Annotated in this window: 33 protein-coding genes; 17 read left to right on the top strand and 16 right to left on the bottom strand. The window is 54.0% G+C overall.

Features of this window, described 5'->3' with window-relative positions; genetic code table 11:
* The 6 genes from H8S34_RS14070 to H8S34_RS14090 all read right to left on the bottom strand — a co-directional run bounded on the left by H8S34_RS14070 (window position 1) and on the right by H8S34_RS14090 (window position 7954).
* Entirely contained in the window at window positions 1-3276 is a 3276-nt protein-coding gene (locus H8S34_RS14070) for a DUF8426 domain-containing protein (protein ID WP_186964326.1), read from the bottom strand.
* Between the two features lie 26 nt (window positions 3277-3302).
* Window positions 3303-3437, bottom strand: coding sequence for a hypothetical protein (locus H8S34_RS15400; RefSeq protein ID WP_279287857.1), 135 nt, complete (start codon window positions 3435-3437; stop codon window positions 3303-3305).
* Between the two features lie 354 nt (window positions 3438-3791).
* Window positions 3792-4103 carry a hypothetical protein gene (locus H8S34_RS14075; RefSeq protein ID WP_186964327.1) on the bottom strand — a complete coding sequence of 104 codons (312 nt, stop codon included), beginning with the start codon at window positions 4101-4103 and terminating at the stop codon, window positions 3792-3794.
* 1 nt (window position 4104) lies between these two features.
* Window positions 4105-4425 (bottom strand): nucleoside triphosphate pyrophosphohydrolase, encoded by a 321-nt coding sequence (locus H8S34_RS14080; protein WP_186964328.1) that lies wholly within the window; start codon window positions 4423-4425, stop codon window positions 4105-4107.
* Window positions 4415-4798, bottom strand: a complete 384-nt coding sequence (locus H8S34_RS14085) for a (deoxy)nucleoside triphosphate pyrophosphohydrolase (protein WP_186964329.1) — start codon at window positions 4796-4798, stop codon at window positions 4415-4417. Before H8S34_RS14085 ends, H8S34_RS14080 begins: the two co-directional genes overlap by 11 nt.
* Window positions 4799-7954 carry a DEAD/DEAH box helicase gene (locus tag H8S34_RS14090; protein ID WP_186964330.1) on the bottom strand — a complete coding sequence of 1052 codons (3156 nt, stop codon included), beginning with the start codon at window positions 7952-7954 and terminating at the stop codon, window positions 4799-4801. It lies immediately after the preceding gene.
* Between the two features lie 216 nt (window positions 7955-8170).
* Between H8S34_RS14090 and H8S34_RS14095 the strand changes: the two genes are divergently transcribed.
* A complete protein-coding gene (locus H8S34_RS14095; RefSeq protein ID WP_243208042.1) occupies window positions 8171-8854 on the top strand; it encodes an alpha/beta hydrolase in 684 nt (227 codons plus the stop codon).
* Window positions 8855-9299: 445 nt separating this feature from the next.
* On the opposite strand, the gene H8S34_RS14100 is transcribed toward H8S34_RS14095, so the two are convergent.
* From H8S34_RS14100 to H8S34_RS14110, 3 genes are all read right to left on the bottom strand, one after another.
* Entirely contained in the window at window positions 9300-10070 is a 771-nt protein-coding gene (locus H8S34_RS14100; RefSeq protein ID WP_186964331.1) for an EFR1 family ferrodoxin, read from the bottom strand.
* Window positions 10067-10432 (bottom strand): ArsR/SmtB family transcription factor, encoded by a 366-nt coding sequence (locus H8S34_RS14105; protein WP_186964332.1) that lies wholly within the window; start codon window positions 10430-10432, stop codon window positions 10067-10069. Before H8S34_RS14105 ends, H8S34_RS14100 begins: the two co-directional genes overlap by 4 nt.
* Window positions 10433-10602: 170 nt before the next feature.
* Window positions 10603-10935 carry a winged helix-turn-helix transcriptional regulator gene (locus tag H8S34_RS14110; protein ID WP_186964333.1) on the bottom strand — a complete coding sequence of 111 codons (333 nt, stop codon included), beginning with the start codon at window positions 10933-10935 and terminating at the stop codon, window positions 10603-10605.
* A gap of 126 nt (window positions 10936-11061) precedes the next feature.
* Between H8S34_RS14110 and H8S34_RS14115 the strand changes: the two genes are divergently transcribed.
* Together H8S34_RS14115 and H8S34_RS14120 are read left to right on the top strand one after the other, a co-directional pair.
* On the top strand, window positions 11062-11613 hold the full coding sequence (locus tag H8S34_RS14115) for a flavodoxin family protein (RefSeq protein ID WP_186964334.1): 552 nt from the start codon (window positions 11062-11064) through the stop codon (window positions 11611-11613).
* A gap of 303 nt (window positions 11614-11916) precedes the next feature.
* On the top strand, window positions 11917-13056 hold the full coding sequence (locus H8S34_RS14120) for a transglutaminase domain-containing protein (protein ID WP_186964335.1): 1140 nt from the start codon (window positions 11917-11919) through the stop codon (window positions 13054-13056).
* A gap of 8 nt (window positions 13057-13064) precedes the next feature.
* Here the strand turns inward: H8S34_RS14120 and H8S34_RS14125 are convergent, their stop codons facing one another.
* Window positions 13065-13469 carry a hypothetical protein gene (locus H8S34_RS14125; protein WP_186964336.1) on the bottom strand — a complete coding sequence of 135 codons (405 nt, stop codon included), beginning with the start codon at window positions 13467-13469 and terminating at the stop codon, window positions 13065-13067.
* 204 nt (window positions 13470-13673) lie between these two features.
* Here H8S34_RS14125 and H8S34_RS14130 point away from each other — a divergent pair, with 204 nt between their 5' ends.
* From H8S34_RS14130 to H8S34_RS14140, 3 genes are read left to right on the top strand one after another with little or no spacing between them, the layout of a single operon-like run.
* Window positions 13674-14120 (top strand): hypothetical protein, encoded by a 447-nt coding sequence (locus H8S34_RS14130; protein ID WP_186964337.1) that lies wholly within the window; start codon window positions 13674-13676, stop codon window positions 14118-14120.
* Complete coding sequence (locus H8S34_RS14135) at window positions 14117-14845, top strand: alpha/beta fold hydrolase (RefSeq protein ID WP_186964338.1); 729 nt, start codon at window positions 14117-14119, stop codon at window positions 14843-14845. The genes H8S34_RS14130 and H8S34_RS14135 overlap by 4 nt, the downstream gene beginning before the upstream one ends.
* 13 nt (window positions 14846-14858) lie before the next feature.
* Complete coding sequence (locus H8S34_RS14140) at window positions 14859-15077, top strand: aspartate dehydrogenase (RefSeq protein WP_186964339.1); 219 nt, start codon at window positions 14859-14861, stop codon at window positions 15075-15077.
* 189 nt (window positions 15078-15266) lie between these two features.
* Here H8S34_RS14140 and H8S34_RS14145 read toward each other — a convergent pair whose 3' ends face one another.
* Window positions 15267-16187 (bottom strand): LysR family transcriptional regulator, encoded by a 921-nt coding sequence (locus H8S34_RS14145; RefSeq protein ID WP_207724997.1) that lies wholly within the window; start codon window positions 16185-16187, stop codon window positions 15267-15269.
* A 149-nt stretch (window positions 16188-16336) separates the two neighbouring features.
* Between H8S34_RS14145 and H8S34_RS14150 the strand changes: the two genes are divergently transcribed.
* Window positions 16337-16813 carry a flavodoxin gene (locus tag H8S34_RS14150; protein WP_186964341.1) on the top strand — a complete coding sequence of 159 codons (477 nt, stop codon included), beginning with the start codon at window positions 16337-16339 and terminating at the stop codon, window positions 16811-16813.
* Between the two features lie 53 nt (window positions 16814-16866).
* Here H8S34_RS14150 and H8S34_RS14155 read toward each other — a convergent pair whose 3' ends face one another.
* From H8S34_RS14155 to H8S34_RS14165, 3 genes are read right to left on the bottom strand one after another with little or no spacing between them, the layout of a single operon-like run.
* Window positions 16867-17310, bottom strand: coding sequence for a GNAT family N-acetyltransferase (locus tag H8S34_RS14155; RefSeq protein WP_186964342.1), 444 nt, complete (start codon window positions 17308-17310; stop codon window positions 16867-16869).
* 9 nt (window positions 17311-17319) lie between these two features.
* Window positions 17320-18069: a GNAT family N-acetyltransferase gene (locus H8S34_RS14160; RefSeq protein ID WP_186964343.1), complete on the bottom strand. Its 750-nt coding sequence runs from the start codon at window positions 18067-18069 to the stop codon at window positions 17320-17322.
* 6 nt (window positions 18070-18075) lie between these two features.
* A complete protein-coding gene (locus tag H8S34_RS14165) occupies window positions 18076-18606 on the bottom strand; it encodes a dihydrofolate reductase family protein (RefSeq protein ID WP_186964344.1) in 531 nt (176 codons plus the stop codon).
* 128 nt (window positions 18607-18734) lie between these two features.
* On the opposite strand from H8S34_RS14165, the gene H8S34_RS14170 reads away from it, so the two are divergent.
* The 10 genes from H8S34_RS14170 to H8S34_RS14215 all read left to right on the top strand — a co-directional run bounded on the left by H8S34_RS14170 (window position 18735) and on the right by H8S34_RS14215 (window position 24822).
* Window positions 18735-19643 (top strand): helix-turn-helix transcriptional regulator, encoded by a 909-nt coding sequence (locus H8S34_RS14170; protein ID WP_186964345.1) that lies wholly within the window; start codon window positions 18735-18737, stop codon window positions 19641-19643.
* A gap of 1 nt (window position 19644) precedes the next feature.
* Entirely contained in the window at window positions 19645-19965 is a 321-nt protein-coding gene (locus tag H8S34_RS14175) for a TfoX/Sxy family protein (RefSeq protein WP_186964346.1), read from the top strand.
* A gap of 2 nt (window positions 19966-19967) precedes the next feature.
* A complete protein-coding gene (locus H8S34_RS14180; RefSeq protein WP_186964347.1) occupies window positions 19968-20603 on the top strand; it encodes a GyrI-like domain-containing protein in 636 nt (211 codons plus the stop codon).
* A gap of 8 nt (window positions 20604-20611) precedes the next feature.
* Entirely contained in the window at window positions 20612-21541 is a 930-nt protein-coding gene (locus tag H8S34_RS15510; protein WP_186964348.1) for a GNAT family N-acetyltransferase, read from the top strand.
* Between the two features lie 13 nt (window positions 21542-21554).
* The gene (locus tag H8S34_RS14190; RefSeq protein WP_186964349.1) at window positions 21555-22112 is read left to right on the top strand and encodes a DUF3795 domain-containing protein; all 558 of its coding nucleotides are present in this window, start codon (window positions 21555-21557) and stop codon (window positions 22110-22112) included.
* Between the two features lie 4 nt (window positions 22113-22116).
* Window positions 22117-22512: an SRPBCC family protein gene (locus H8S34_RS14195; RefSeq protein ID WP_186964350.1), complete on the top strand. Its 396-nt coding sequence runs from the start codon at window positions 22117-22119 to the stop codon at window positions 22510-22512.
* Between the two features lie 130 nt (window positions 22513-22642).
* Window positions 22643-23500, top strand: coding sequence for an AraC family transcriptional regulator (locus H8S34_RS14200; RefSeq protein WP_186964351.1), 858 nt, complete (start codon window positions 22643-22645; stop codon window positions 23498-23500).
* 3 nt (window positions 23501-23503) lie between these two features.
* Window positions 23504-23839, top strand: coding sequence for a hypothetical protein (locus H8S34_RS14205; RefSeq protein ID WP_186964352.1), 336 nt, complete (start codon window positions 23504-23506; stop codon window positions 23837-23839).
* A 4-nt stretch (window positions 23840-23843) separates the two neighbouring features.
* A complete protein-coding gene (locus H8S34_RS14210; protein ID WP_186964353.1) occupies window positions 23844-24203 on the top strand; it encodes a dihydropteridine reductase in 360 nt (119 codons plus the stop codon).
* Window positions 24204-24222: 19 nt separating this feature from the next.
* The gene (locus H8S34_RS14215; RefSeq protein ID WP_186964354.1) at window positions 24223-24822 is read left to right on the top strand and encodes a TetR/AcrR family transcriptional regulator; all 600 of its coding nucleotides are present in this window, start codon (window positions 24223-24225) and stop codon (window positions 24820-24822) included.
* 122 nt (window positions 24823-24944) lie between these two features.
* Here the strand turns inward: H8S34_RS14215 and H8S34_RS14220 are convergent, their stop codons facing one another.
* The gene (locus H8S34_RS14220; RefSeq protein ID WP_186964355.1) at window positions 24945-25703 is read right to left on the bottom strand and encodes a MerR family transcriptional regulator; all 759 of its coding nucleotides are present in this window, start codon (window positions 25701-25703) and stop codon (window positions 24945-24947) included.
* 60 nt (window positions 25704-25763) lie between these two features.
* Window positions 25764-25967: a CatA-like O-acetyltransferase gene (locus H8S34_RS14225; protein ID WP_243208043.1), complete on the bottom strand. Its 204-nt coding sequence runs from the start codon at window positions 25965-25967 to the stop codon at window positions 25764-25766.
* Window positions 25968-26073 lie beyond the last annotated feature (106 nt).

The following is a 26073-nucleotide window of genomic DNA, read 5'->3' on the forward strand; positions in this document are numbered from 1 at the left end:
TCAGAGATTCCGGTATACTTCCACATCAAAGAAAGCAGCCGGATTGATATGGTATGTGGGATTTACTTCAAAATCAGGTTCCACACCGAACAGGCTCTGCAAATCCGCGGTTTCAACCTTAAAGAATTGCTGCTGTTCCGGACGCTTCCTGTCCCCAAGTATCAGGCAGATCTTTTCATAGTCGTCATAGAAATACTCCTGAAGAAGCGGAATGACTTTGTCCCGGAAGATCTCGCCCAGGGTCTCAATGGACGGGGACTGACGCAGTGGGGTAAAGAAAGCATGCCCCAGCGTATGCTCCCGGTCAAACAGCACCTCAATCCGGCGGTTCAGCGTCGTAAGCAGGCCGCTGATGGAAATGCCCTCGACCTCTATGCCATCCAAGACGCCGCTGTCCGGCATCATCTCCACAAAGCTGAACCGGCGACGGAGGGCGGTATCCAACAGAGCAATGGAGCGATCCGCCGTATTCATGGTGCCCAGCAGATAGACATTGTCAGGAATCCCGAAAAGCTTTTGAGAATACGGCAGTCTGACTTGTAATCCCTCACTTTGGCCGAGACGTTTGGAGGGTTCAATTAATGTGATCAGTTCTCCAAAAATTTTAGAAATATTTCCACGATTGATCTCGTCAATAATAAATACATAGGGCTTTGTTCCTACCGCAGTTGTCGGCGCAAAGCCGTTTTTCTCCAGGGCTTTGATAACTTCAGCCGCAGTGGTATCCAGCTGATACACTGTGGATTGAACCAGCGAACGCGATAATTGAAACTCTTCGATATCAATTTTCTTACCTTTCAGGAGCCAGTTCACTTTTCGGGACCGCTTATAGTGATCTTCATTTGGGAGCCATTCTGGATCACCGGTGATAACGCCGATCGCATCAATGGTTCGGGCAGAATAGCAAGAAAGGACAATATCTCCTAACTGCATCCGATTCAGGAATGCGTTCAGCACATACTTTCCGCCAACAAAGTAATTCGTTTCGTCTGTAACGGTTTCGCCATACTCATCCCATCCAATGCGAATACAGTCGTTTTGCATGCAGTAATTGCGAAGCGGATGCCCTCCTGTACCGCCAAGAGAGACTTTCCAAACAGAAGGTGTATCAGAAAAACCGTAGGGAGATTGCCTGGCATCTGCGATTGGAATTTGAGCTTTCAAACAAAACGCTTTGAATACGCCCTTTGTAATCTCGTATTGGATCTCACCGGCTTCTTCCTCGTTTTCGCCGAAGAACTTAGGACGAATTCCCTCGATAAAATCTTCATACCCAAAAGACTGGTGGAAAGTGGTGAACTCAATCCGCCCATCCTGCCGGTACTTCCGGTAACGCTCCAAGACCGTTTCGTGGTTTTCTGCCTGGACTTCTTCCAGCGATTTCCCCTCTATGATCGCCACCGCATAGTTGGCCGTCTGATAGGTCTTTCCCGTCCCGGGAGGACCATAGAGGATCGTATTTTTTGCAAACGGCATGGGGTTGTCCCCTCCTCTCTGCGCTAAAAGTTCCAGCGCATCCGCCAATTCATTACGAAGTTTCCAGGAGTATGTACCTGGCTGATCCTGAAGTGCTGTGCGTCCCACAAAAAGAATTGGCCACCACTTCTGATCATTGTTTTCATTCTGAACCAACGGGCAGCCCGTTTTTTCCTGTACTCTCCGAGCAAACTGAATCATGCTGCCGTTATAGTGGGCAGAAGTATCCCCTAATTTCAGACTCAGCTGTTTACAGGTTGCCTCTCCGCCTGCCTGCTGAATAGCTTTCAGAATCTGCAAATTTTCCACTGTGCAGATTGTTCTGTCCGCAAGAAGTTTTAACCACTGTTCTGTGCTAATCTCCGGATCATACTCTGCCAAGGTGGGCCAATAGTCGCTTTTATGCAGCTGGCTTCCAAAGTAGATGATGTCATCGGCCAAGAGGTGATGTTCCGCATCTGGATAATACGCACTCCCCAACTCTGCTCGTTTTGCCTCGAACATGTTCAGCAGCTCGCTATCCTGCTGGACACACGCAAGAACTTGGTTGGCAACCTCCTGGTAGGCAAGCACATTCTGGGTATCTCCCATTTTACAGGCGGCCTGCAAGCCGGTCTCTGCCAGAAAAGCCTTGAGTTTCCCGTATTGATAGAGAAAATACCGATCAGGCTGTGCAAAAAACAGATAGGTACAGATAGTACGATCGCCCTGATAATGCTGCTTCATGCTTTCTTTGAACTGATACTTGGCTAACAGGGCATCTGCGCTTTGTTTAAAGTTTTGGATCTGCTCGACAATATCTACTCCGGGAGCCAACAGCTGCTGAAACATCGAGCGGACCGTATCAGGCTCCTTTTCCGCAAAAAATGCGATCATCTTACAGGGAAATGAGTAATTGGTGTCCAGCAGATTTCCCGCCTGGGCGAAGGATTCCTTCAGCATTTCTGCAAAATCGGCTCTCTCTGGATTCCAATGCTCCTGGAAACATTGGACTGCCCGCCACTTATATGCTTCTTCCGGAAACCAGGCGGCAAAGGATTCCTTGTATTGGCTAACAACACGACGGATGGGATCAGCAGACAGCTCCCACGCTGCCATGTCCAGAATCCGATAATTTTTGAAAGAAAAATTGGCATCCCGAAAATCTTTGATTTTCCGGCAGTTCTCTACATAGGCTTCCAGCTTGCCACGGGATTTCAGCTCAATTCCCAGTGCCGAAAAAATATCCTCACTGCCTATATTGCTGTTGATGACCGGGAAGCTAAACGGCTTTAAGCAATGAAGCACCACAGAGGCTGCCGCAGCCTGCATCCCGCGGAACGATTTCGTCAGCACCGATGCAGCACGCTGAAACATCTCCTCATCATCCGTCATATCCAGAAGATCCACGCACATCCTGATAAAAGCGCGCACCGACTGGTTATCTGTCTTGCCCTGGAACGAGTAGAACCCAGTACCAAACATTCCAATATGGCCTGTGCCTGAGACGGCCTTTTCCTGGTTTTTGTAGGCACCAGCCTCCGCTCGGCTTTTCAAGGCATCAATTAGGTGATCCAGTTCTTGTTTGCGCGCTTCGGACAGGTGCGCTGTATGAACCGCCTCATGCTTTTTGTCATAGCTGTGCCGCCATGTTCCAATGCACATGAGATAAATGGCATTGAGATCCTGGTAGTCCAGTGTGGCTTCATCCACATCACGATAAGCGGATACAATCGTACGCACCAGTTCATAGCTGCCGTCGTGTACATCCGGTGACAGTTCCGGAGTGCTTTTCAGTTTATTCAATATCTCTTGATTCATTTGAGATCACCGTCCGTTTGTGCAGCCTAGAAGCGGCCATAATACTGCTCCAGCTTTTCATCGCAAATCCGCTCGATCTCCTGCTTTTCCTCCCGAGTCAGCTTCTTCCAGACGAACTCGTCCACTTGGATCACGCCCAGGGTCTTGGTATGGTGAAGCATCTGCATGTCCTCAAACCGCTTGAAGGGGTTGGACAGGATATTCCGCTGGACCTGGGCGTCGGTATAGTTCTCCTTGGCGAAATGCTATTGGACTTCTCCACCACCAGTCCAGCCGCCCGGGGGGCCTCGTAGAACTACCGGAAGTCGGAAAACAATTCGATGAACAAGTCTTCAGCACTACTGCCGGAGGCAGCGCGGTAGGTAGGCATGGAGCTCACCTCAGTTTACAAATGAAGATTGATAGCTAATCCTTCAACATACCCGTTAGGATAGTGAAACTGCTTTTGATCGAAATCAAATACAGGATTCAAATCGTAAATAATTGCGTGATGGTTGGGACATATGATCATAATATTATTGACGTTGTAATGTAATTTGCTCCTTTGAATATGCAAATAGCCCCTGTAATTTTTGAGCAATGGCACTCTTGGCAGAATATCGGATTTGCAGAAGATCCCTATGAGTTGGATATTTACTTTTATCAAACTGAATGTTTATGATCTGAGCGGGGTATGGAGTGCCGTCAATCAGAATCTGTATTTGTTTGCGCTGCCCATGCTCCAGTGTAAATCCCAATTCACGGAAGACGGATTCTTGGTGCTGTATCGGTATTGTTAGGCCGGCTGTCAATACAGAATAATCAACATTCTTATAAAAGAGCAGCATACTATTCGTCAACAACTTTCTTCAACAAAATCTTTTTCTCAAATCCACCCCGTTCGGATGCCTTATCTGCTCGCACCTTCTCCAGTTCTTCCAGTGTCCAGCCGCGGACCTTTACGACAGCCTGCATGACCTCCAGCAAATCCGCCAATTCCTCTAAGGATTTGCTTTCCTGATATTCTGCCAATTCTTCGTTCAATTTTTGATCCAGAAGATACAGGTAGTCTTCGTCAGAAAGCGTTTCGCAGACACAGATTTTCCCGTCTGCTTCAATAATTTCTGGAATATGATCCCGCACCAGTTTGTGACAGGTTTTAATAGGCATCCTTTATCCTCCTCAAAATCTCTACATCAGCCGGACAAAATGCATACTGATCAATCTCATTCACGGTGATCCAACGGATGTCGTTGTGCTCGAGTCTCTGAGGAATGCCTTCCCGGATGGTTGCATGAAACAGCGTCAGATGAACTGTCAAATCGGGGTATTCGTGGACCACATCCATGAGTACTTCCCCCACATTCAGGGTAATAGCCAGCTCCTCCTGACATTCCCGAATGAGTGCCTGTTCTTTGGTTTCGCCTGGCTCTACCTTGCCGCCTACAAACTCCCATAGCAGCCCTCTGGCCTTATGGGCCGGGCGCTGGCAAATCATAAACTTATCCTGATCCCAGATCAGGGCTGCAACTACCTCTGTCATTTATCCCACCACCAATTTATTTGTCTTCTTCAAAAACTTTGCCGGAATCGGACTGTCCAGCTTCCAGGTAATATTCATGGGCTTGCTTCCATTATGCTTTACATAGTTCGCCGTTCCCAGGAAGGTATAGGCCGCTGCACCACCTGTAATCCGATCTGCCTTGAACTCCCGGACAAATAGCAGCACCTTACTCCCGCGCTCCCGGTGATGAATATACCGCTGCCCAGTGGGAGAGTCTGCCGCTGTGGTGCTCTGGCTCTGCCAGTGAAACAGGTTTTCGTTGATGGAGTAATCGTGATACATGGTGGTGGGCGAGTAGTCCTTATCCGCCTTGTTCAGCGTCACAAAGAACACGTCCAAATGCTTCTCCGGCAGCCACTTGACACCCTCGCGTACGGTCACCGGTTTCAGGAAATCCAGTGCCACCAGCAGCTGATCCCGAGTATAGGTGCAGTGGAGGTCCAGCGGGCAGTCAAAGCCCAAATCCACCGGCTCGTCAATGAAATCGATCTGTTCATACCGATAGCGGAGCAGATCCAGAAGCTCTCCCAACAGCACTGGGCTGTCCGAAAGGGCATACAGGTTATCCAGCACCTCATCGGCTTCCCAACTCTCTGCCGCTTTGCCCCAAACAGTCACATAGAACATCTGAAGCATCCGCCGATCCAGCTCACTCAGCGCCGCAAAGTCCACATCGTCCAAACGAGGCAACAGGTCCAGCAAAAAGCGGATCCAGCGGCGGGAGTCCACAACGGCCAACCGGCCGAGGGCTTTTGTAAGGACCTCCTCCAGCGGTTCGCTAAAGTCCGCAATTACATCTGATCTGGCACAGATGCGGGAGAAGGAAGAAAACTTGTAAATTGCCCTGGGGTCCAAATGATAATAGTCCAGAAAGTTTGCCAGGGTCAGATCCAAACCGCTGTCCTCCGCAAAGCTGGCCGCTCGGGACACCAGCCCGACGGTATTTCCGCAGGAAGCTCGGATGTTGTCCAGAATGTACTTGGCAGCCTTCTTCTCCAGCTGTATGTAGCAGCCCTTTGGCGCTGAGACAAATCCATCTTTAATCTCTCGGGTCACACTGCGAGTGGTGTTAGACAACAGGGCGGCAAATTTATCCTCGAAGTTATATCGCTTGTTGGCCTGACCGATAAAATCCAGCACGGTCAGGCATTCCTTATCCTCTGCAAGCCGCAGTCTACGGCCCAGCTGCTGAAGGAAAATTGTCAAGGACTCGGTGGGCCGCAGGAACAGCACCGTATTGACCTCCGGAATATCCACGCCCTCGTTGTAGATATCCACCACGAAGATGAAGCGCACCTCACCACTGACCAGCCGTCCTTTGGCGGTTTTTCTCTCCTCATCGGTGGATTTCCCGGTCAGGAAGATGGACGGAATTCCGCGGTTGTTGAAAGAGCGGCACATAAACTCCGCATGCTCAATGGACACGCAGAAGCCCAGCCCCTTGACCTCGTCGATATCGGTCACATACTTCAGAAGCGAGGACACCACCAGATCGGCGCGGCGATGGGCCACAGCGCCGCTGAAGGTGTAGAGGTTGGAAAGTTCACCTTTATCGTAGCCGCCGGCACTCCATTTCAGGGTGTTCAGATCCACCGTGTCGGTGACGCCAAAATACTGGAAGGGACACAGCAACTTGCGGTCGATGGCCTCCGGCAGTCGGATTTCTGCGGCAATCCGGTTATTGAAATAGGGCAGCACACTCTTGCCGTCCATACGCTCCGGGGTAGCGGTCAGGCCCAGGAGAATTTGAGGCTGATAGTAGGACAGCAGTTTCTGATAGGTAGGCGCTGCCGCGTGGTGGAACTCATCCACAACGATGTAGTCGTAAAAATCCGAAACAGTCTTGGCGGCAAAATCCTGAGAGTTGAAGGTCTGAATGGACAAAAACAACTGGTCAATACTCTCGGGTTTGCAGTTACCCACAAACAGCTCCCCGAAGTTAGCGTCCTTCAAAACGGCCCGGAAGGTGTACAGGCTCTGCCGCAGAATCTCCTCCCGGTGTGCCACAAAGAGCAACCTGCAAGGCTTTCCAGGGTGCTGCTTGCAAAAATGCTTGTAGTCCAGAGCGGAGATCACCGTCTTTCCGGTGCCGGTGGCGGCCACTACCAGGTTGCGGGTATAGCCTCGGACGGTGCGCTCGGCCTCCAGCTTATCCAGAATCTCCTGCTGGTAGTAGTAGGGTGCAATATCCATGGTGTACACTTCGGCGTTGTTGGCATCAAAGTATTTTTCTGCTCTCAGCGCCCGTGCCAGCCGCTCTTTCTGATCCTCGGAGTAGTACTCAAACTCACTGGAATTCCAGTAGCTCTCGAAGGTGGCGGCGATCTTGTCGATGGTCTCCGGCAGTTCCCGGCGAGTGACCTTCACATTCCATTCCAGGCCGCTGGAAATGGCGGCGTTGGACAGGTTGGAGGAACCCACATAGGCGGTGGTAAAGCCGGTATCCCGGTAAAAGACATAGGCCTTGGCGTGAAGCCGGGTGCGCTTGGTGTCGTAACTGACCTTGATTCTGGTGTTCGGTAATGCTCGGAGCTCCTCAATGGCCTTCACATCGGTGGCTCCCATGTAGGAGGTGGTGATAATCCGCAGCTCCCCTCCGTTTTGGGTGAACTCCAACAGCTCGTCCATCAGGAGCCGCAGGCCGCTCCACTTGATGAAGGACACCAGCATGTCAATGCGGTTGGCGGAGACGATCTCCTTTTTGAGCTCTGTGTACATCTGGGGCTCATGAATTGCCCCGGTGAACAGACTGCTCTGGGCGATGGAGGTCTCCGGCCGGCTCAGGTTAGCAGCCGTTTTGCCCACTGCCAGGCGGGGGTCTTGCTCCCGTAAAAGCGCAAGAAGCTGCTCTGCCCGCTGGTCGACACTCAACGCAGCAAAGTCGGCTTCCCCGGTTGTGTTCTGAATGAGGGTTACGATCTGGTTGGCCAGGCCAATCTGCATAGAGATGTCCCCGCCGTTGTCCGCCACATTCTCCAGGCCCTTTTGCACCACATCCGCCAGGTACCGCGCCAGCACCTTGGAAGCCTCTGCCTTGTCAATAGGTGCAACCGATTTGCGGGCATCGGGAATCTCCGAAAGCTCGCGGTTCAGGGCAGTATTGATGACTTGTTCGTAGAGACCAGGAGGCAACACTATATTTCACTCTTCCTATCTTCTCTTTCTGGATGTATATTGTACTTAGTATAACTGGAATTCCAAAATCCGACAAGGACTTATTGGCAAATATCAACAAAGCGGTCTCCCTTTGCTCTGTCCCATTTTCCCATCATGGAGAACTCAGTTTAGCCTCATGTTTGTCCAATAAGCAGGACTATTCTGTGTATAGCCCCCTGTCAAAACAGAAAGTGGATGATAAAAGTTATGTATACCTTCTCAGTTCAAAGCAAAACCATATCCCTTTTTCCAAGTCTTAAAACAAATACGCCTATCATCTATCTCAACACCTTCTCTGCCGAAGGCCAGAAGCTATATGAGGCCGCACAGGCTATCGGCTGCACGCCATTCACGCTGGTAGCCATCAGCAATCTGGACTGGAACCACGACATGGCGCCCTGGGACAGCCCACCCGCCTTCCGAAATGCCGAGCCCTGTACCGGCGGTGCAGATGACTATTTGCGGCTCCTGACCGAGGAGATTATTCCGACGGCAGAGAAAGAGATTGGCGGAGTTCCTTGTTGGCGCGGGATCGCCGGGTACTCTCTGGCGGGGCTGTTTGCGCTGTATGCCATCTACCAGACGGATCTCTTTTCACGGGTCGGCAGCATATCCGGCTCTCTTTGGTTTCCCGGCATGAAAGAGTATATCGTCTCCCATGAACCAAAGTGCCGGCCGGAGTGTATGTATTTCTCCCTGGGGGACAAGGAGAGCAAAACCCGCAATCCTGTTCTGAGAAGTGTCCGACAGAACACGGAGGAGATCCAGTCCTTCTATCAGAGCAAGGGGATCGACACAGTATTTCAGCTGAATCCAGGCAACCACTACGACCATGCGGTACAGCGCACCGCAGCCAGCATTGCCTGGCTGCTTGGGTGAAGAGGAGCTGCAGCAGAAATTGCCGGAGTTCCTGACCCCCCTTCCCCCATGGCACAATTGGATATTAACAAGTATTTTCGGAACTCCCATCGCATTTTATATTAGAGAAAGCCGCAAATCAGCGAAACAGTGATTTGCGGCTTTCATACTTATAAATTGTCTAAAATGGTTTTCAACGCATAGAGCTTGGCCTATTTCAGATTCGTATCACTTGATGGAACAAATTATATCCGTATTAAAAAATAAGAACAGGGCCTCTGAATCGAAATGTTTCAGAGGCCCTGTTCTCTGTATCGCAATGTAAAAATTTTCGGAACTTGGAAGCAGACGTTGGCTCCTGAAAAACATAATACAGGAGTCAAGCTCCGATCAAAATATCTTTGCTGACCCAAGCAGCTGCATTGGATGGGACGGTTTCCAAGAATGCAAGAACACAAACCTGCAGTTATGCTCCGAGAAACAGTTCGTTTTTCTTGGGTTCACTGCAACTTTTTTTCATCTTATTTGCTGCAATCGCCACCAAAATTTTATTTATACTTCTTGAATGCGTCGGACAAATACTGATACAGCGCATACAGCTGATACATTTTTTATGATCGGTTTTGGAGGGATTGGTCAATGAAATTGCCTGAACAGGACATTTTTTCGCACACAATCCGCAGTTCGTACAGCTCTTCTTTGTAACAGGCTTGATGGGTACGCCGTGATACTCCCGGTATGGACTGCTGCCGGGAAGGGCCAGATCGTCTGGTATCCGCCCCTCCTCTATGCGCTGCCGGATCTGTTTTGCGAATTGAGCGAGTTCTTCCAAATCTTTGTGACCGGGGCGCCCCTGTGCATACCGATGCATGATAGAATGCTCTGCGACCGCAGCAACAGCGGCCACGCAGCAAAACCCGAAATTCCTCAGCATCGTTTTTAATTCAAGTAACGTATCATCGTAGGCGCGATTCCCATACACCACAATCAGTATCGCTTTTGCACCATTTGCGCGTATCTTTTCCAACCGTGCCTCTGCAATCGCCGGAACCCGTCCGCCGAAAGAAGGAACCGCAACCATGCAGATATCCTCTTGTGTCAATGAAATTTGGTGAAAGTCCGTTGCAAAATCAGTCAGATCGATTGTTTTTGCCTCCTGTCCAAAGGCCTGTACAAATGAATCGGCAACCTTATCTGTGCCTCCGGTGGGGCTAAAGATGATTTTATAGATACTCATCTGTTTCTCTCCTTATATGTAGGGCAATGTTTCATCAGCTCGACTGCATGATGGAACAGTTCTGATACTGCCAGCAAACTACTGCTTGCAGCGTCCAAATAATAAAAATTTTTTGTACCTTCGCGTCTGACGTCTATGATACCTGCATCTTTCAGAATTTTCAGGTGATGGGACACCGCCGCACGCGAAATATTCGTACTATTTTGAATTTCTCCTACACGCAAGCCCCCTGCTCCGCAATTCTCAATGAAAACACGGATGATGAGCTGACGTGTTTCATCTCCAATCGCACATAGCGCAGGACGGCAAGCATTGAATCTTTGCGCCAACTGATCCCGATTCATTTTCATTGCTTCGTCCATTCTGTCACCTTCGTTTTCAATGGTCCATATGGATAAACCATTATAGCACAAACTATGGCCTACGAACGATTGGTAAAGAAAATCAAGTCCATTCACCTATGTTTCCCGACCAGAATATGATCGTCCCAAATAAAAAGCAGAAGGAAACCACACCGGTTTCCTTCTGCTTTTTATAGCCGATTGCGGTCTCCCCATTCGCACATGCCGTCCAGAATGGGGATCAGGGACTTCCCACGCTCCGTCAGGCTGTATTCCACCTTTGGGGGGATCTGGGGATATTCCTCCCGGTGAACCAGCTGATCTGCTTCCAGTTCCTTCAAGGTGGTGCTGAGCGTTTTATAAGAGATTCCTCCGATGTATCGTTTCATCTCATTGAACCGCACCACGCCAAACTCCATCAAGGTATAGAGAATGGTCATCTTGTACTTGCCGTTGATGAGAGAAAGCGTATAACTGAACCCAGTAGTCCCCAGGCACTCATTGGCAATACAGCGCACGCCCATGCCACACTCTCCTTTTGGTAAGTACCGCACTTTTATGTGCGTACTTGTTTTTTGTTTCATGCTTGCTAAAATTTTAGTATCAAACATAGGAAAAGTCAATCCAACCGAAACCAGGAGGAATGTACGATGCGCAGAAAAATTGTAATCTTAAACGGCAGCCCCCGCAAAAGCGGCAACACCTCTACACTGATAAAAGCGTTCCGGGAAGGTGCAGAGAGTGCAGGCCATACTGTCACCGAGTTCTTTTTGGACAAAATGAGCATTCATGGGTGTAAGGGATGCTTCGGCGGCCACAGCGATCGGGATTGTCCCTGTGTCCAGCAGGACGATATGAATCAGATTTATCCGGCTGTCCGGGACTGCGATGTGATCGTTCTTGCCAGTCCACTGTATTACTGGACGATGAGCGGGCAGCTGCGCACCGCCCTTGACCGCCTGTTTGCCCTGGAGGAAGGCGGCAGAAACCTCCTGCGCGGCAACGGAACATCTTCCGTGCTTTTGATGGCTGCGGAAGGGTATGAATTTGACGACGCCGTCCTCTACTATGACCACCTGCTGGAGCATCTGCGGTGGAACAATCTCGGTCATGTCTTGGCTGGCGGCAACATGGATGCGGGTGACATCCAAGGAAAAGACGAACTTCAACAGGCCTTTGCGCTTGGAAAATCGATTTCATAATTCTTCCAAAAGAGTACGGAATTCCGCGCCAGGCCCCATCCATGGCGTCAGCGGAAGGGCCCACATCACAAATGACAAAAGAAGGTGCCGCAGCAGATTCCCGACTGGGATCCTGCTGCGGCACCTTTTCATGCAGATAGGCGGAGAAACTCTTGGTTCTCACAAATGCGGCTGGACCTTATCCTGAAAAAAGCGATTTCTGAAAACAGGAAGACCAGTGTCGCTCATGAAAGCGAAAGTTCATTGCCCCATCCCCTGGGTTTATGCTATGATACGGTCACGGAGTATTGCAGGAGGGATTCCATGTCCAAAAGAAGAATTGCCGTTGTCTGCGCGCTTTTCCTGCTGCTGAGTCTGTGCAGCTGTTCCGAGCAGGCAGCGGAAGTCCACAGCACCAGTGTGCCGACTGCTACTTTGGTACCGGAAGAAGTTCCGGTACCGAAGCCATCCGCCCCAATGGACGGCGTCTATCCGGCCACATCCCTGGAGGATGCGGCGGAGATTCTAAAACAGGCCTATGAGGGAATGGTCCCCCAACTGACCTTTGCCTTTTCCGATGCGGAATTGTCTCTGCAGGACCGGTCTATTTTCCTGCAAAATGCGTCCAGTCAGGTCTTGAGTCAGTATCCCGAACTGAAATATGCATATCAGCTGGATTGTACGGGCGGCCCGGAGGATACCGTCTGTCAGATCCGCTACATGCCCTATAAATTGGGCTATCCGGACGGGATGCCGGAGGGCGGAATGGAGATCCGCTGTCTGGCCGACCTGGTGGAGGTTGCCGATGCCCACCTGGGAGAAAACGAAATCCCCATCACCATCCTTGATCCGGATCTTTTGGTGGATGATATGCAGCGGGCTTTGCAGCAGGCGGGCTATGGCTATGTGCTTTATATGCTCAACAGCGACGCCACCGCCATCTGTGCCTTCCCCGGCAATTCCGACACGCTGGAGCCGAGTGTGGCACAGGCAAGAGAGTTAAAGAATCTAACCCAGTCCATTGCAGAGCAGATTTTCACGGATGATATGGGGGACGAGGCGAAGCTGCGAGCCATTTACCGCTACATCGTGGAACATACCTCCTATGATTCCCGCTATTATCAGGACCCCAATGCCCTGCCCTATGAGTCCCGCACCGCATATGGCCCACTGAAGTATGGAACCGCCATCTGCGGCGGCTTTTCCTGGGCCTTCAACATGCTCTGCCGGGAGGCCGGGATCCCCTGCTGGAATGTCACCGGCGTGGGCGCCGGGGAGGAGCATATGTGGAACTGTGCCCGGATGGATGGCGAATACCGGTACTTTGATACTACCTGGGACGCCGGAATTACGGATGAGGCACAGTGGCGGTATTTTGCATGCACAGAGGCGGAAATCACCCAAAATCATCAGTGGGGGCCAGGACAGGAGGAACTGATCCACGCATTGACTGATGCAACATAGGATGCGGGCTATAACGTGACCGAATCGGTCTCTCCGAAATCATGTTCCCCGGAGAACTCCACTTCCAGCTGCTCTTTCGGCTGGCCGATGTACTGCCGGGACTCCCGGAGCCGCCGCTCCAGCGCCACGATTTCCTCCTGGATCTGCCGGCGGCTTTTGGCCCGGTTTCTCTGCAGAAAGAGATGGTACCGCGCTTGCAGGGATTCTGCCTTCGGTGGGAAGGTAATGACCGCGTCCCCGATCTGGTTCCCCTCCAATTCGTTCCGGCAGATCTCATCGTCCATGACCGCCATATAGAGCGCACATCGGGTGAACTCCCGGAGCGACATCCGGATCATCCAGCGCCGGTAGACCGCGGATCCAACGGCGACTGCCAGGCAGCCAAGGGCCGCAGCTTTGTGACCTGTCTTCATTTTTTCATCCTCCCGCGTTTTGAATCTTGCGTCCGGGCTCATGACAAAACAGCCTGGATCTGAAGAGTACAATAGCAGATAAAAGCGCATTTGAGATAAATATTTCCTTAATTCTCTTTAAAATCGTGCGATTTCCCTCCGGGACAGAGTGTTTCAGGCTGAACCTGTCTGCCCAGGAGGAGCAATTCTGAGGAGTGTACAGGCATGGATTTTCTATCCATCGCAATGATCCTTTTTATCATCATGGAGTCGGCCAATGTGGCCATCCTCTACTTCTGGCCCGGCAGCCGGTTGGGCAACGGTGTGGGCGTCTTCAACGCCTTTTCCAATCCAGAGAGCGAGGAGCAGCGGCTGTTTGCCTCTTATCTGGTGAACTGGGTGGCCGGTGTGAAGCTGATTTTCCTCTTCCTGCTGGCGGTGATTCTGGTGATCGGCACGGAGCAGGTGAAGCTGTGGGCGGTGGTGGCCATGATCTTATCCATCGCCACCTACTTCTGGCGGCTGCACCCCACCATCCAAAAGCTGGACGCCATGGGCTGCATCACCCCCAAGGGCTATTCCAAGGCGCTGGGCTGGATGATCACCAGATTTCTCATCATGTTCACCCTGGCTTTGATTGGGCATATACTGACCGAGGTGATGGGAGCATGAAAACAAAACCGAGGTCCCGGCGCAAAAAATGGCTCGTCGCCGGAGGAATCCTTCTTCTGATCCTGGTCCTTCTGACTGGGCTGTTTTTCTGGTATGTGTCCGATTACTACCGGGCGGAGGATGTGGCCCTTGCGGTGATGGAACAGGACAGCGGCATCACAGTGCAGGACAATCTGACCATCCTCTCCCCTACCCATCCCACCGATACCGCCATCATTTTCTATCCGGGCGCCAAGGTGGGGGCCGAGGCCTACCTGCCTCTGCTGGATCAGATCCGACAGCTCGGAGTCACCTGCATTTTGGTCCATATGCCTTTCCACATGGCGATTTTCGATGCTGATGCGGCGGAGGATGTCATTGCCCAGTTCCCTGAGATGCAGCACTGGTATATTGCCGGGCACTCCATGGGCGGCGCCATGGCCTCCAAGTTTGCCTCCGACCATCCCGACCAGGTGGACGGACTGATTCTGATGGGCGCTTACATCTACGGCGATTATCCGGAGGAAAAGACCCTGACCATTTACGGCTCCCTCAACCAGAGCGTGGAGGACCACATCGACTACACGGAGAACATCGTGGAAATCGAGGGCGGCAACCACGCCCAATTCGGCAACTACGGTCCGCAGAGGGGGGACCTACCCGCTGCGATCTCTGCCCAGGAGCAGCAGGCTCAGACAGTAGCCGCCATTGCGGTATTTCTGGAGTCGGCAGATGCGCCGGATTGAGGAGGGGCACAGGATGTTTTTCAAGAAAAAGCCAGAGACACAGTCCTATGACAAGGAAAACCAGAAGCCGGTGATCCGCGCCAGCATCTGCACCGGGGAAAAGGTCGCAGGATTTCAGGACATCCGTACCGGAACATTCCGCGAGGTCATGCTGATCCGTACGCCCGGTGATCTGGAGGAATTCCGTCAACTCTACGGTATCGGCGAGCGCGAGATCCCCACCCAATACTGAGAACAGAGCAGATCCCAAATGGGATCTGCTCTGTTCTTTCTATCGTTCCAATCATGCCGCACCGGCCCCGGCTCTCGTATTCCCGCAGAATGTACCTGGAGGTGTGATCGCGTTTCCACGCCTTCTGCCTGGTCGTATGGAAACCTCCAAATGAAAACATGTGGGTATCCTTCCTCGGATGCCCACGTGCTAAAATGACTCCTTCACAATGTCGAATGTTTCTTTTCCTTCCGATGCCCACGGAACATTTTTAATGTGCTGATGGAAGGCCTCTACCACCGGGGTCAGCGCCTGATCCTTCTTCCAGACCAGCACCGTCCCCGTCTCCATAGGCGGAGAAAGGGGCAGGAATCGAAGGCCATCAAACGCCAGGTTCAGGTCGAACCCCAGCGCCGCTCCCACACCGCAGCGCACCATATTGGCTGCATTGAGGATCAGATTGAAGGTCGCGGCGATCTGCAGACGATCCCAACTATCGCCAAACCAACTGGCAAGCTCCCGCTGTACACTCTCCCGCCCACTGACCAGCAGAGGAACTGATTCCAGATCCTGCGGCGTGACCGCCTCCAGCTCAGCCAAGGGAGAATCTGTCCGCACCAACACGCCCCAGCGGTCCTTCTCCCGCATCCGGCAGAAGGCATACTTGCCCACATCCACCGGCTCCGTCAGCAGTCCCATATCCAGAAGACCCATGTCCAGCCGCTCCTTCACATCGTCGGCATTGGCGCTGAAGATGCGGAAGGTAACCTTGGGATAGCGCTCTCGAAAGGTGCGGATGGCCTGGGAGAGGAAGGTCATGCTCCGGGTCTCCCCTGCACCAATGGTGATCTCGCCCATCAGCTCCGTCTCTCGGGCGGCAAATTCCCGGGCTGTTTTGTCCGCCAAGTCCACCAATTCCTGAGCCCGGCGGCGCAGCAGCATCCCCTCGTCGGTGAGGACGATGTGGTAGCGGCTGCGGTGAAAGAGCTGCACGCCCAGCTCCTCCTCCAGCTGCATCAGCTGCCGGGACAGGGTGGGCTGGGTCAGATGGAGCAGGGCCGCGGCCTTGGTTATGTTCTCCTCCCGGGCCACCGCCAGAAAATATCTCAAAACGCGAAGTTCCACGGTCATCCCTCCTTCTTCTATCCTACTACTCCCCTCCTGCTCCCGCAAGATAAAGATGCCTTTTTAGAATAACTACAAATAGAAAATGAGTATTTTACATTTTTGAGCGGTAGATTTACAATAGAGGCGAAGCATACCATAAGGAGGTTATTCGCATGAACGTATTGGTTGCTTATTTTTCCGCTACCGGCACCACCGCCAAGGCGGCGAAGGCTCTGGCAAACGCCGTGGGCGGGGATCTCTATGAGATCAAACCTGCCGTTCCCTACACCAACGCCGATCTGAACTGGATGGACAAGGGCTCCCGCTCCAGCGTGGAGATGAAGGATGCCCACTCCCGCCCCGCTCTGGCCGACACCGATGCCCCGGTAGCCGGACACGATGTGATCTTCCTGGGGTTCCCCGTGTGGTGGTATGTGGCCCCCACCATCCTCAACACCTTCCTGGAGGCCTATGACTTCACCGGAAAGACCATCGTCCTCTTCGCCACCTCCGGCGGCAGCGGCCTGGGCAAGTCGGCGGCCGGGCTGCGCCCCAGCGCCCCCGGTGCCAAGATCGTGGATGGCAAGCTGCTCAATGGCCGCCTGAGCGAAGCTGAGCTGAAGGCCTGGGTGGAAGGGCTGAAGCTGTAACATATCCCGGATACTGAAAAAATGTGGAGCGCCTTAATTGGCACTCCACATTTTTATATCTCTCTTTGCAGATACACCATATCTACCAACTGGACACCGCACTCGTAGATGGGATGGTCGTAGTGGTCGGTGAAAAAGTTCTTGACCAAGTGGTGCCTGCGAAAGCCGCAGGATTGATAAAACGGGATAGTGGATGGACTGTCCCCGGTGCCCACCTGCAGCACGGTATACTGCCCCCTGTAGGTTCGGATGAGGAAATCCACCAGCGCCTTCCCATAGCCTCTCCCCTGAAAGTCCGGCTCCACGGCAATGTTTTTCAGCTCCAAAATCCCATCGCCCTCGTCCGTCACTACACATTCGGCCTTGACTCCATCCTCCTCCAGCACATACATGGTACCACGCTCCAGATAGCGGTCGATCATGTCCTCCTGCTCGTCCGCCAGCAGCAGCAAATCAAGGTACTGCTTTTTATCGGTTCCCACTTTTCGAATTACCATGAACACACCCTACTTTTTCAAAAGTCGCTTCAGCCCGGCGGCGTCCAGCAGATTTACGGTCACGAACTTTCCCCGATAAAATACCGCCCAGTTGTTGAACACACAGGGCAGAGCCTTGGCCTTTTCCAGCGTGTCCACCGGAATGAGGGTATAGGGAACCTCCAGCTCCTGGCAAGTCTTGCGCACCAGCTCTACGCTCTGATGGGTGTAGGGACACTGGGGACTATAGTAGATGGTCAGCTCCTGATGTTCCACCTCCAACCCCTTGGCGTTCTCCGCAAAGCGGGGCTTTGTCCCGTCAAAGGAGAGGGCCAGCAGCCGGTAGCCGTCCGGCGTGGTGTCCACCGTTTCAAACCCATATTTTTCTGCGAAGGCCTGGTCTGAGAGCCAGGCCTTCTGTTTTTCCGCTCCCAGCATACACACGCCGGATTTCCCCTTGGCCCTGGCATCAGCCAGACAGTACTCCATCAGCTGCCTGCCGTAGCCCTTGCCTTTGAAGTCCCCGGTAACCCACAGGCAGTAGAGGTAGAGATAGTTCTCCCCCTCCACCGGCACCCAGGCAGTCTCCAACGGAGCATACTCGATGAACACCACGCCCTTGGCATCCAGCTTGCGGAACACATGGCCTTCTTTCAGCCGCTCTCTGAGCCAGGCCCGCTTGGCCTCCACACCGGGGTGGGGCTTCTTGCTGCGGATGATGCAACACAGGTGCTCCCGTTCCAGATTTTCTTCTGTCAGATTGATAAATGGTTCCCGCATTGCCTATCACCGCTTTTCGTACACCAGATCCACGATCCCGTTCCAAGGTTCCGTTCTCACCAGCTTCAGCGGCGCTTCCTGAGAAAGCTCCGGAAACAGCCGCACACCCCTGCCCAGCACGGTGGGGATGATGGACAGCCACAGCTGATCGATGCGTCCCTCTTTCCAAAGCTGCCCGGCCACGGACGCACCGCCGCAGATCCAGACATTGCCCTCATACTCCCCTTTCAGCTTGTCCACCAGGGCAGTCAGTTCCCCATTCCAGAAGAAAATGTCCTTCTGGTCCGCTTCCTGCCGGTGGGTCACCACATAACAAGGGCGGCCCTCATAGGGCCAGCGGTCCGGGGAGAGCTCTGTCACCAGCTGGTGATAAGTCGTCCAGCCCATGACGATGACATCCACTGTATCCAAAAAGGCCGGGTAGCTGCCGGGGGCATCCGGCTCGCTGCCGTCACCCGCCAGCCAATCCACGCCGCCCCGCTCGTCCGCAATGTATCCGTCCAAACTCATGGCGAGATATAACACAGTCTTTCCCATAACGATTCCCTCCGTGGTTCCTATTGTACCCAATGGTCCCAAAAAACACAAGGCAAGGGAAACATGACAGACTGTTGTCCGGTTCCTGTGCTATAATACAGACAAAACCGGGAAAGGCGGCGTGGCGCATGAAAATGGAGCGGCTCATCGGCATATTGTCCATTCTGCTCCAGCGGGAGAAGGTCACCGCCCCCGAGCTGGCGGAACAATTCGAGGTATCCCGCCGGACCATCCAGCGAGACATTGAGTCCCTCTGCCGGGCGGGTATTCCCATCGCCACCGTCCAGGGGGCTGGCGGCGGTATCTCCATCATGGAGGGCTACCGGGTGGACCGTACCGTGCTCACCGCTCCGGAAATGCAGGCCATCCTGGCGGGGCTCAGGAGCCTGGACAGCGTCAGCGGCACCCGGCGCTATGCCCAGCTGATGGAGAAGCTGTCCGCCGGGACCGGCGGACTGGTGAACGGGGGCGCCCACATGCTCATTGACCTATCCTCCTGGTACAAGACCAGCCTGCCGCCGAAAATTGAGCTCATCCAAGGGGCCATCGAGCAGCACCGCACCATCCGTTTCCCCTACTTCTCCCCCAAGGAGGAGTCGGTCCGCACCGTGGAGCCCTACTATCTGCTGTTCCACTGGTCCACTTGGTATGTGTGGGGCTGGTGTCAGACCCGGGAGGATTTTCGCCTCTTTAAGCTCAACCGCATGACGGAGCTCTCTACCGGCGAGCCCTTTACTCCCCGCCCCGCTCCCCTGCCCAATCTGGAGCCGGAGCGGGTCTTCCCGGTAAAATATCAGGTCACCGTGCGCTTTGATTCCACCTGCCGCTGGCGGCTGGTGGAGGAGTACGGCGCAGACCGTTTTACCGTGGAGCCGGACGGAAGACTGCGCTTCACCGGCGGCTTTCCTGATGCCGACAGCGTACTCAGCTGGGTCCTGACTTTTGGAGACAAGGCGGAGCTGCTGGAGCCGGAAGAACTGCGGGAGCAGCTTGGGGATTTGATCAAAACGCTGGCTCACCGCTACAGGAGGAATTGACATGGCGTCTCATCCGGATTTTGTAACCTATGTGGCCGAGCAGCTGCGGGAGGCCGGAGCCATCCGCAGTCGGAAAATGTTCGGCGAATACGGTCTTTACTGCGACGATGTGTTTTTTGCCGTCATCTGCGATGACCAGTTTTTCGTAAAGGTCACCCCTCAGGGCGAAGCGGCCTTTCCCGACCTGCCCAAGGCGCCGCCATACGAGGGTGCCAGGGACTACATCTGGGTGGAGGATGTGGAGGACCGGGACACCATGACCGCCCTCACCCGCCTTACCTGTCTGGCCCTTCAGGCTCAGCCGAAAAAATGGAGGAAGTAATCATGGCCTTCGACTATAAAAAGGAATACAAGGAATTCTACCTACCACCCAAAACGCCGGGCATCGTCACCGTGCCCGCCATGCATTTTCTGGCCGTGCGGGGCCGAGGCGATCCCAACGAGGAGAACGGCACCTACAAGCAGGCCCTGGGACTGCTCTATGCCGTGGCTTACACCATCAAAATGAGCAAGCTGGGCAAGCACAGGCCGGAGGGCTACTTCGACTATGTGGTGCCTCCTCTGGAGGGGCTTTGGTGGCAAGAGGGCATCCACGGGGTAGATTACGCCCGTAAAAAGGACTTTCAGTGGATCTCCCTCCTCCGTCTGCCGGAGTTCGTGACAAAAGAGGTCTTTGCCTGGGCCATCCGGGAGACCACGGAACAGAAACAGCAGGACTTCTCCCCCGTGGAGTTCTTCTCCTGGGAGGAGGGGCTGTGCGTCCAGTGCATGCACATCGGTCCCTATGACGACGAGCCCGCCACTGTGGCCGCCATGGAGGAATACGCCACGGCCCACGGGTACGAGGCGGATTTTGGGGAGGGCCGCTTCCACCATGAGATCTATTTGAGCGATGTACGGCGGTGCAAGCCGGAACGGCTGAAAACCGTGATCCGGCAGCCGATCAAACGGGCAGAGTGAGGAATGAGATGAACACGATCATTCGCAAAATACGCTTGGAGGAACATGACCTTCTGCGGGAATTTCTCTATCATGCCATCTATCTCCCGCAGGGCGTGGAGCCGCCGTCCCGATCTGTGATAGATCTGCCGGAGCTGCAGGTCTATATTGCGGACTTCGGCACACGGCCCGGCGACCACTGCATAGTAGCCGAGGCGGCGGGAAAAGTGGTAGGTGCGGTGTGGTGCCGCATCATGGTGGACTACGGACACATCGACAACGGCACCCCCTCTCTGGCCATCTCGTTACTGCCGGAGTATCGCGGGCTGGGCATCGGGGCGCGGCTTCTGAAGGCTCTTTTGCTCCTGCTCCAAGAGAATGGGTACCGGCGGGCATCCCTCTCCGTGCAGAAAGAAAATCCGGCTCTGCATCTCTACCAGCGGACAGGATTCCGCATCGTGGCGGAAAAGGAAACGGAGTATTTGATGCTTTGGGACAGCACCCAAAGGGGACAACAGGAGAATATGAATATGGAAGCAGAGAAACAGAGGGAAAGTAAAATCCGGCAGTGGTTTTCCATGTGGCTGGATAGGCAGGACACGGGCATTGAGGAGCTATTCGCCCCGGATGCCGTCTATATTGAGAGCTGGGGGCCGGAGTACTACGGCAGCGGAAAGATCAAGCTGTGGTTTGATGAATGGAACAGCCGGGGCACCGTAGAGCGCTGGAACATCCGGCAGTATTTCCACAAGGGGGACCAGACCGTGGTGGAGTGGGCTTTCCGGTGTGTCATGGCGGACGGCACCATCCAGAGTTTTGACGGTCTCTCCCTCATCCGCTGGAATGAGGTGGGACAGATCTGCTTTTTACAGGAATTCGGCTGCAACGAGAACCGCTATGATCCCTACGCTCAGGGGAAAACCCCGGTATTCCGGGAAGAGCAGGTGCTGTGGTTCTGAGGGAGGAAACGTTATGAAAGGCTTTACCAGAGAAGAGACCCGATTCTCCCTCTGTGGACTCAACTGCGCGCTGTGCTCCATGCACTTGGGCGGCTACTGCCCCGGCTGCGGCGGAGGCGCAGGCAACCAGAGCTGCACAATAGCCAAATGCTCCCTGGAGCACGAAAATATCCAATTCTGTTGGGAGTGTTCGGAATACCCCTGTCCCCGCTACGAGAGCTTTGACGAGGGGGATTCCTTTGTCCCGCACCGGAACCGGCAGCAGGACATCGCCCTAGCCCGGGAGATTGGGCTGGAAGCCTACCTGGCCCAGTTGGAGAAAAAGCAAGCCATTTTGGAGAAACTTCTGGCCCATTACAACGATGGCCGCCGCAAGGCGCTTTTCAACACGGCGGTGTATCTCCTGCCCCTGGAAGACTTACAGTCCGTAATAGCTGTTCTGGACGGCAGGCCGGAATTGGAAGGCCAACCAATCAAGGAGCGGGCCCTTGCCGCCGTGGGACTGCTTCAGGAGGCGGCGGACCGCCGGGGTATCAGCCTGAAACTGAACAAAAACCCGAAGAAGGGGTGATCCTATGGCGATGTCCAAGGTGACCGTCTATTTCCCCTACCCGGTGGTGCGGGTGTGGCAGACCGTGACCGACCTCGCCCATACCGCCTGGCGCAGCGACTTGGCCCGGGTGGAAGTTTTGGACGAAACCCACTTTGTGGAGTACACCAAAAGCGGATACGCCACGAACTTCACCGTCACAGCCTGCGAGCCCTTCCGGCGCTGGGCCTTCACCATGGAGAATGACAACATGTTCGGCTCCTGGGAGGGCGTCTTTGAGGCGGCTGAGGGCGGCACCCAGCTGACCTGTACCGAGATAGTTCACGCAAAACACTGGTGGATGCATCCCTTCGTCCCCGGCTATCTGAAGCGGCAGCAGAAGCGATATCTGGACGATTTGCGAAAAGAATTGTGGAAGTAAGCTGTATAACACGAAAAAGCAGTTTCAAGAACCGTGTAATATAGACGCCACCAGACAAACATGAGCACGGAAAATCGGGCAGGAACCGCCCGTTTCCGGTATGCTGGAGGACAGAAGGACGGTGTGACCAATGGATTGGGTAACCAGCATTCATCAGGCGATCCAGTATATCGAGGAACATCTCCGGGAGGAGCTGACCATCCGGGAGATCGCACAGCAGGCGGCCCTGTCTCCCTTTTACTTTCAGAAGGGCTTTGCCATGCTGTGCGGCATGACGGTGGGCGACTACATCCGCCAGCGCCGGCTCTCCGCCGCCGGGCTGGAGGTCCTCACGACGGACCGGAAAATCATCGACATCGCGCTGGAATTCGGCTATGATTCGCCGGACAGCTTCACCAAAGCCTTTGCCCGCTTCCATGGCCTCACACCTGCCGCACTGCGAAAAAGCGGAGGCGCGGTCCGTTCCTTTGCTCCGCTTCGAATCAACGTGACATTGGAAGGTGGTCAAAACATGGATTGCAAGATTATGAAAAAAGAGGCCTTTACCGTGCTCTGCCGGGCAAAAACGTTCAAGTATGAGGAGGCCGTGGCTCAGGTCCCCCAGTTCTGGGCGGAGCATTTCGGCACCGGCGGCGGCAAGGTGGTGTGCGGCATGTACGGCATCAACCTGGACGAGAGCATGGGCGGCAATGAATTTGAATATCTCATCGCCGACAACTATGATCCCGCCAGGGAGATCCCGGATGGCTTCACCACCCGCACCATCCCGGCCCACACCTGGGCGGTGTTCCCCTGTACCGGCCGGATGCCCCAGGCGCTCCAGGGCCTGAACCAGCAGATTTTTTCCCAGTGGCTACCCACGAACCCCGACTATAAGATCGCCGCGGGTATCAATGTGGAGCTGTACAGCGACGCCAGCAAGTTTGAGGGTGGCACCCAGGATCAGGACTACTACTGTGAGATCTGGATCCCGGTGGAAAAGAAGTAAAACATGTCCATGGACGATGACACCACCAAAAGCGATTTCCTAGGCGCCACCAACATGGAAAAAGGGATCTACGACCAGGACGCCCGGTTCTTTGTCCCCTATCACCGCCAGGTGGGTCTGAATGTCTATGAGCTGCCCATCTTCTCCCACGGTGTATTCCACCGGTATGACTACCAGTTCTTCTACCGCAATCTGCAGGAAAATGTGGGCGTGCGGCTCTTTTTTGCGATGCCGTTTTTGAAATCAGCACAAAACCCAAACCGTGTTGTTCTCTTTTCGCCTTATATCCCCTATGATCATATCAGCAGCTGCAGAGAATGGATCATACGAGGAGAATAATACCATGAACACGGATAAAATTTTTGCGGAAGCCATTGCCAATGAATATGCCCCCAAGGATACCTCCAAGGTCGTCGCCCTGAGAAAGCTGGATTGGAAAGCAAAGCGCGCGGCAACTCTCTTCGCCTATGGCTTCGGTATCGGGATGGCGCTGGTCCTCGGCCTGGGGATGTGCCTTTCCATGCATGTGATCGGAGGAGGCGGCGTTCTCATGATGGGAGCCGGGGTCCTCCTGGGCGTTCTGGGGCTTGTCGGCGTGGGGCTCAACTACCCCATCTATAAAAAACTTCTCCGGGTCGGCAAGGAAAAGTATGCTTTTGAGATCATGCAGCTGGCCCGGGAGATCAGCGAATCCGCCGAGTAAAATGAGAGGAGGGCGGCAGATGAACAAGTCCGAAAGCAAATACTTCAATACCGCCCTGCGGATGGATGAGGCCCTCCTGGCCCTGCTGGAGGAGAAGGACCTGGAGTACATCACGGTGAAAGAGATCTGTCACCAGGCCGGTGTGAACCGCTCCACCTTCTACCTGCACTATGAGACCATCGCCGACCTGGTGAGTGAGACCTTGGAGATGATCAACCAGCGCTTTCTCTCCTATTTCCCCCAGCAGGAAGAAGAAATTCTGGGGAATATGGGCAGCCTAGCGCGGGAAGAACTTGTGTTGGTCACCCGGGAATATCTTCTCCCCTATCTCCGCTTTATCCGGGACAACAAAAAGGTCTACCGGGCGGCATTCCGGAACCCACGCAGCATGCAGGCTCATACGCGATATGGGGAACTGAAACAGCATATCCTCAGCCCCATTCTGGAGCGGTTTGAGGTCCCGTCCGCCCACCGCCCCTATTACATGGCCTACTATGTGGAGGGCATCATCGCCATCGTCAAGGAGTGGCTGCGGCAGGACTGCGCCGATGAGGTGGAGATGATCGCCGACATTATTGAGTCCTGCGTACGGCACAAAGACATCAGTCATGCGGAATAACGGTAGGGCCGCAGACCTCCTGCATGATAGAAAGCCTCCCATCCTCTGCTGTCAAGAAAACAACAGAGGATGGGAGGCTTGCATTTGATTGGCTGCGCACTAGGTGCAGCCCTGAGCCTGTTTTATTTTGCCCAATAGACCACAGCATCCCGCAGGAAGCGGGCGCAGCCGGGTACCTGTTTGTCGTAGTAGGCGGTAAACCGCTCATCCATCACATAGAGCTCCGTGATCCCCCGGTGTTTCGCCTGGTCATACCGGTTCCCGGTGATGGTGAGCCACCGGCGGTGGAGGGTGGTGACCTTCCTTCCCTCCTCACTCTCCGGGGACAGCCCTGCCCGGACGGCAGCCTCCAGACGCTCTTGGATTTCCCGGCCCAGGTCCGTCCACTCCTGATACTGTTCCCGGGTCAGGTTCATTACCACCGCGTTGGCCTCGTCCACCTCTTTATCGCCATACTTGGCGCGGATCTCCGCTCCGTAAGCTTCCTCGTTATGGGCTACCGTGCGCTGCTTGAACACCTCAAATTTCTGCTCGTCGCTCATGATTTCCTTCCTTTCTTCCGCTCCGATGGTGTCTTTCACCGACCGGATGAGCTGCTCCAGCCGTTCCCGCTCCATCTCCAATGCAGCAAGATGGCTGCGCAGGGCGGCCAGACGGTCAAAGGAGGGATTATCTAGACATTCCTTGATTTGGGCCAGCTCCACCCCGAGGGCCCGGTAATAGAGAATGTCCTGCAGCCGGTCCACCTCCGCCCCGCTGTAGTAGCGGTAGCCGCTCTCCGCCACCCGGCTGGGCTTCAGCAATCCGATCTGGTCGTACCAGCGCAGGGTGCGGGTGGTCACCCCGGACAGGCGCGACAGTTCCTGAATGGAATACTCCATAGATATCCCTCCCTGAGGATAGGGTATCAGTTGACGGAGCGTCAGAGTCAAGGGGAAATGCTAAATTTCTTTGATTTGCCGCTGCAGCCGCTCCAAAAATTCCGCCGCAGGGATGCCGTCCATCTGGGTGTGATGGAACTGGAAGGACACCGGCAAGGTGGCCCGCAGCCACTTTTTCCGGTATTTGCCCCAGATGAGGAAGGGGTTGTTATAGCATCCGGCATAAATGTTCACCGCGCCGTCGATCTCATCTTCAATTCGCAAAGTAAAAAATAAACATAAAAAAATCCGCCCCGGTTGGGGCGGAATAGTCTAAAGAATAAGTGTTAAGCCCCACTACCTAACCAACAAATTATTTGCCCTTGGACAC

Origin of the sequence: Pseudoflavonifractor hominis (assembly GCF_014288125.1) — a bacterium.
Lineage (GTDB): Bacteria > Bacillota > Clostridia > Oscillospirales > Oscillospiraceae > Pseudoflavonifractor_A > Pseudoflavonifractor_A gallinarum.

Coding starts and splice junctions, on each gene's coding strand:
- H8S34_RS14070 (WP_186964326.1), bottom strand. CDS start 3,276: ATGAATCAAGAGATATTGAATAAACTGAAAAGCACTCCGGAACTGTCA.
- H8S34_RS15400 (WP_279287857.1), bottom strand. CDS start 3,437: ATGCTTCACCATACCAAGACCCTGGGCGTGATCCAAGTGGACGAGTTC.
- H8S34_RS14075 (WP_186964327.1), bottom strand. CDS start 4,103: ATGCTGCTCTTTTATAAGAATGTTGATTATTCTGTATTGACAGCCGGC.
- H8S34_RS14080 (WP_186964328.1), bottom strand. CDS start 4,425: ATGCCTATTAAAACCTGTCACAAACTGGTGCGGGATCATATTCCAGAA.
- H8S34_RS14085 (WP_186964329.1), bottom strand. CDS start 4,798: ATGACAGAGGTAGTTGCAGCCCTGATCTGGGATCAGGATAAGTTTATG.
- H8S34_RS14095 (WP_243208042.1), top strand. CDS start 8,171: ATGATAAAAGTTATGTATACCTTCTCAGTTCAAAGCAAAACCATATCC.
- H8S34_RS14100 (WP_186964331.1), bottom strand. CDS start 10,070: ATGAGTATCTATAAAATCATCTTTAGCCCCACCGGAGGCACAGATAAG.
- H8S34_RS14105 (WP_186964332.1), bottom strand. CDS start 10,432: ATGGACGAAGCAATGAAAATGAATCGGGATCAGTTGGCGCAAAGATTC.
- H8S34_RS14110 (WP_186964333.1), bottom strand. CDS start 10,935: ATGGGCGTGCGCTGTATTGCCAATGAGTGCCTGGGGACTACTGGGTTC.
- H8S34_RS14115 (WP_186964334.1), top strand. CDS start 11,062: ATGCGCAGAAAAATTGTAATCTTAAACGGCAGCCCCCGCAAAAGCGGC.
- H8S34_RS14120 (WP_186964335.1), top strand. CDS start 11,917: ATGTCCAAAAGAAGAATTGCCGTTGTCTGCGCGCTTTTCCTGCTGCTG.
- H8S34_RS14125 (WP_186964336.1), bottom strand. CDS start 13,469: ATGAAGACAGGTCACAAAGCTGCGGCCCTTGGCTGCCTGGCAGTCGCC.
- H8S34_RS14130 (WP_186964337.1), top strand. CDS start 13,674: ATGGATTTTCTATCCATCGCAATGATCCTTTTTATCATCATGGAGTCG.
- H8S34_RS14135 (WP_186964338.1), top strand. CDS start 14,117: ATGAAAACAAAACCGAGGTCCCGGCGCAAAAAATGGCTCGTCGCCGGA.
- H8S34_RS14140 (WP_186964339.1), top strand. CDS start 14,859: ATGTTTTTCAAGAAAAAGCCAGAGACACAGTCCTATGACAAGGAAAAC.
- H8S34_RS14145 (WP_207724997.1), bottom strand. CDS start 16,187: ATGACCGTGGAACTTCGCGTTTTGAGATATTTTCTGGCGGTGGCCCGG.
- H8S34_RS14150 (WP_186964341.1), top strand. CDS start 16,337: ATGAACGTATTGGTTGCTTATTTTTCCGCTACCGGCACCACCGCCAAG.
- H8S34_RS14155 (WP_186964342.1), bottom strand. CDS start 17,310: ATGGTAATTCGAAAAGTGGGAACCGATAAAAAGCAGTACCTTGATTTG.
- H8S34_RS14160 (WP_186964343.1), bottom strand. CDS start 18,069: ATGCGGGAACCATTTATCAATCTGACAGAAGAAAATCTGGAACGGGAG.
- H8S34_RS14165 (WP_186964344.1), bottom strand. CDS start 18,606: ATGGGAAAGACTGTGTTATATCTCGCCATGAGTTTGGACGGATACATT.
- H8S34_RS14170 (WP_186964345.1), top strand. CDS start 18,735: ATGAAAATGGAGCGGCTCATCGGCATATTGTCCATTCTGCTCCAGCGG.
- H8S34_RS14175 (WP_186964346.1), top strand. CDS start 19,645: ATGGCGTCTCATCCGGATTTTGTAACCTATGTGGCCGAGCAGCTGCGG.
- H8S34_RS14180 (WP_186964347.1), top strand. CDS start 19,968: ATGGCCTTCGACTATAAAAAGGAATACAAGGAATTCTACCTACCACCC.
- H8S34_RS15510 (WP_186964348.1), top strand. CDS start 20,612: ATGAACACGATCATTCGCAAAATACGCTTGGAGGAACATGACCTTCTG.
- H8S34_RS14190 (WP_186964349.1), top strand. CDS start 21,555: ATGAAAGGCTTTACCAGAGAAGAGACCCGATTCTCCCTCTGTGGACTC.
- H8S34_RS14195 (WP_186964350.1), top strand. CDS start 22,117: ATGGCGATGTCCAAGGTGACCGTCTATTTCCCCTACCCGGTGGTGCGG.
- H8S34_RS14200 (WP_186964351.1), top strand. CDS start 22,643: ATGGATTGGGTAACCAGCATTCATCAGGCGATCCAGTATATCGAGGAA.
- H8S34_RS14205 (WP_186964352.1), top strand. CDS start 23,504: ATGTCCATGGACGATGACACCACCAAAAGCGATTTCCTAGGCGCCACC.
- H8S34_RS14210 (WP_186964353.1), top strand. CDS start 23,844: ATGAACACGGATAAAATTTTTGCGGAAGCCATTGCCAATGAATATGCC.
- H8S34_RS14215 (WP_186964354.1), top strand. CDS start 24,223: ATGAACAAGTCCGAAAGCAAATACTTCAATACCGCCCTGCGGATGGAT.
- H8S34_RS14220 (WP_186964355.1), bottom strand. CDS start 25,703: ATGGAGTATTCCATTCAGGAACTGTCGCGCCTGTCCGGGGTGACCACC.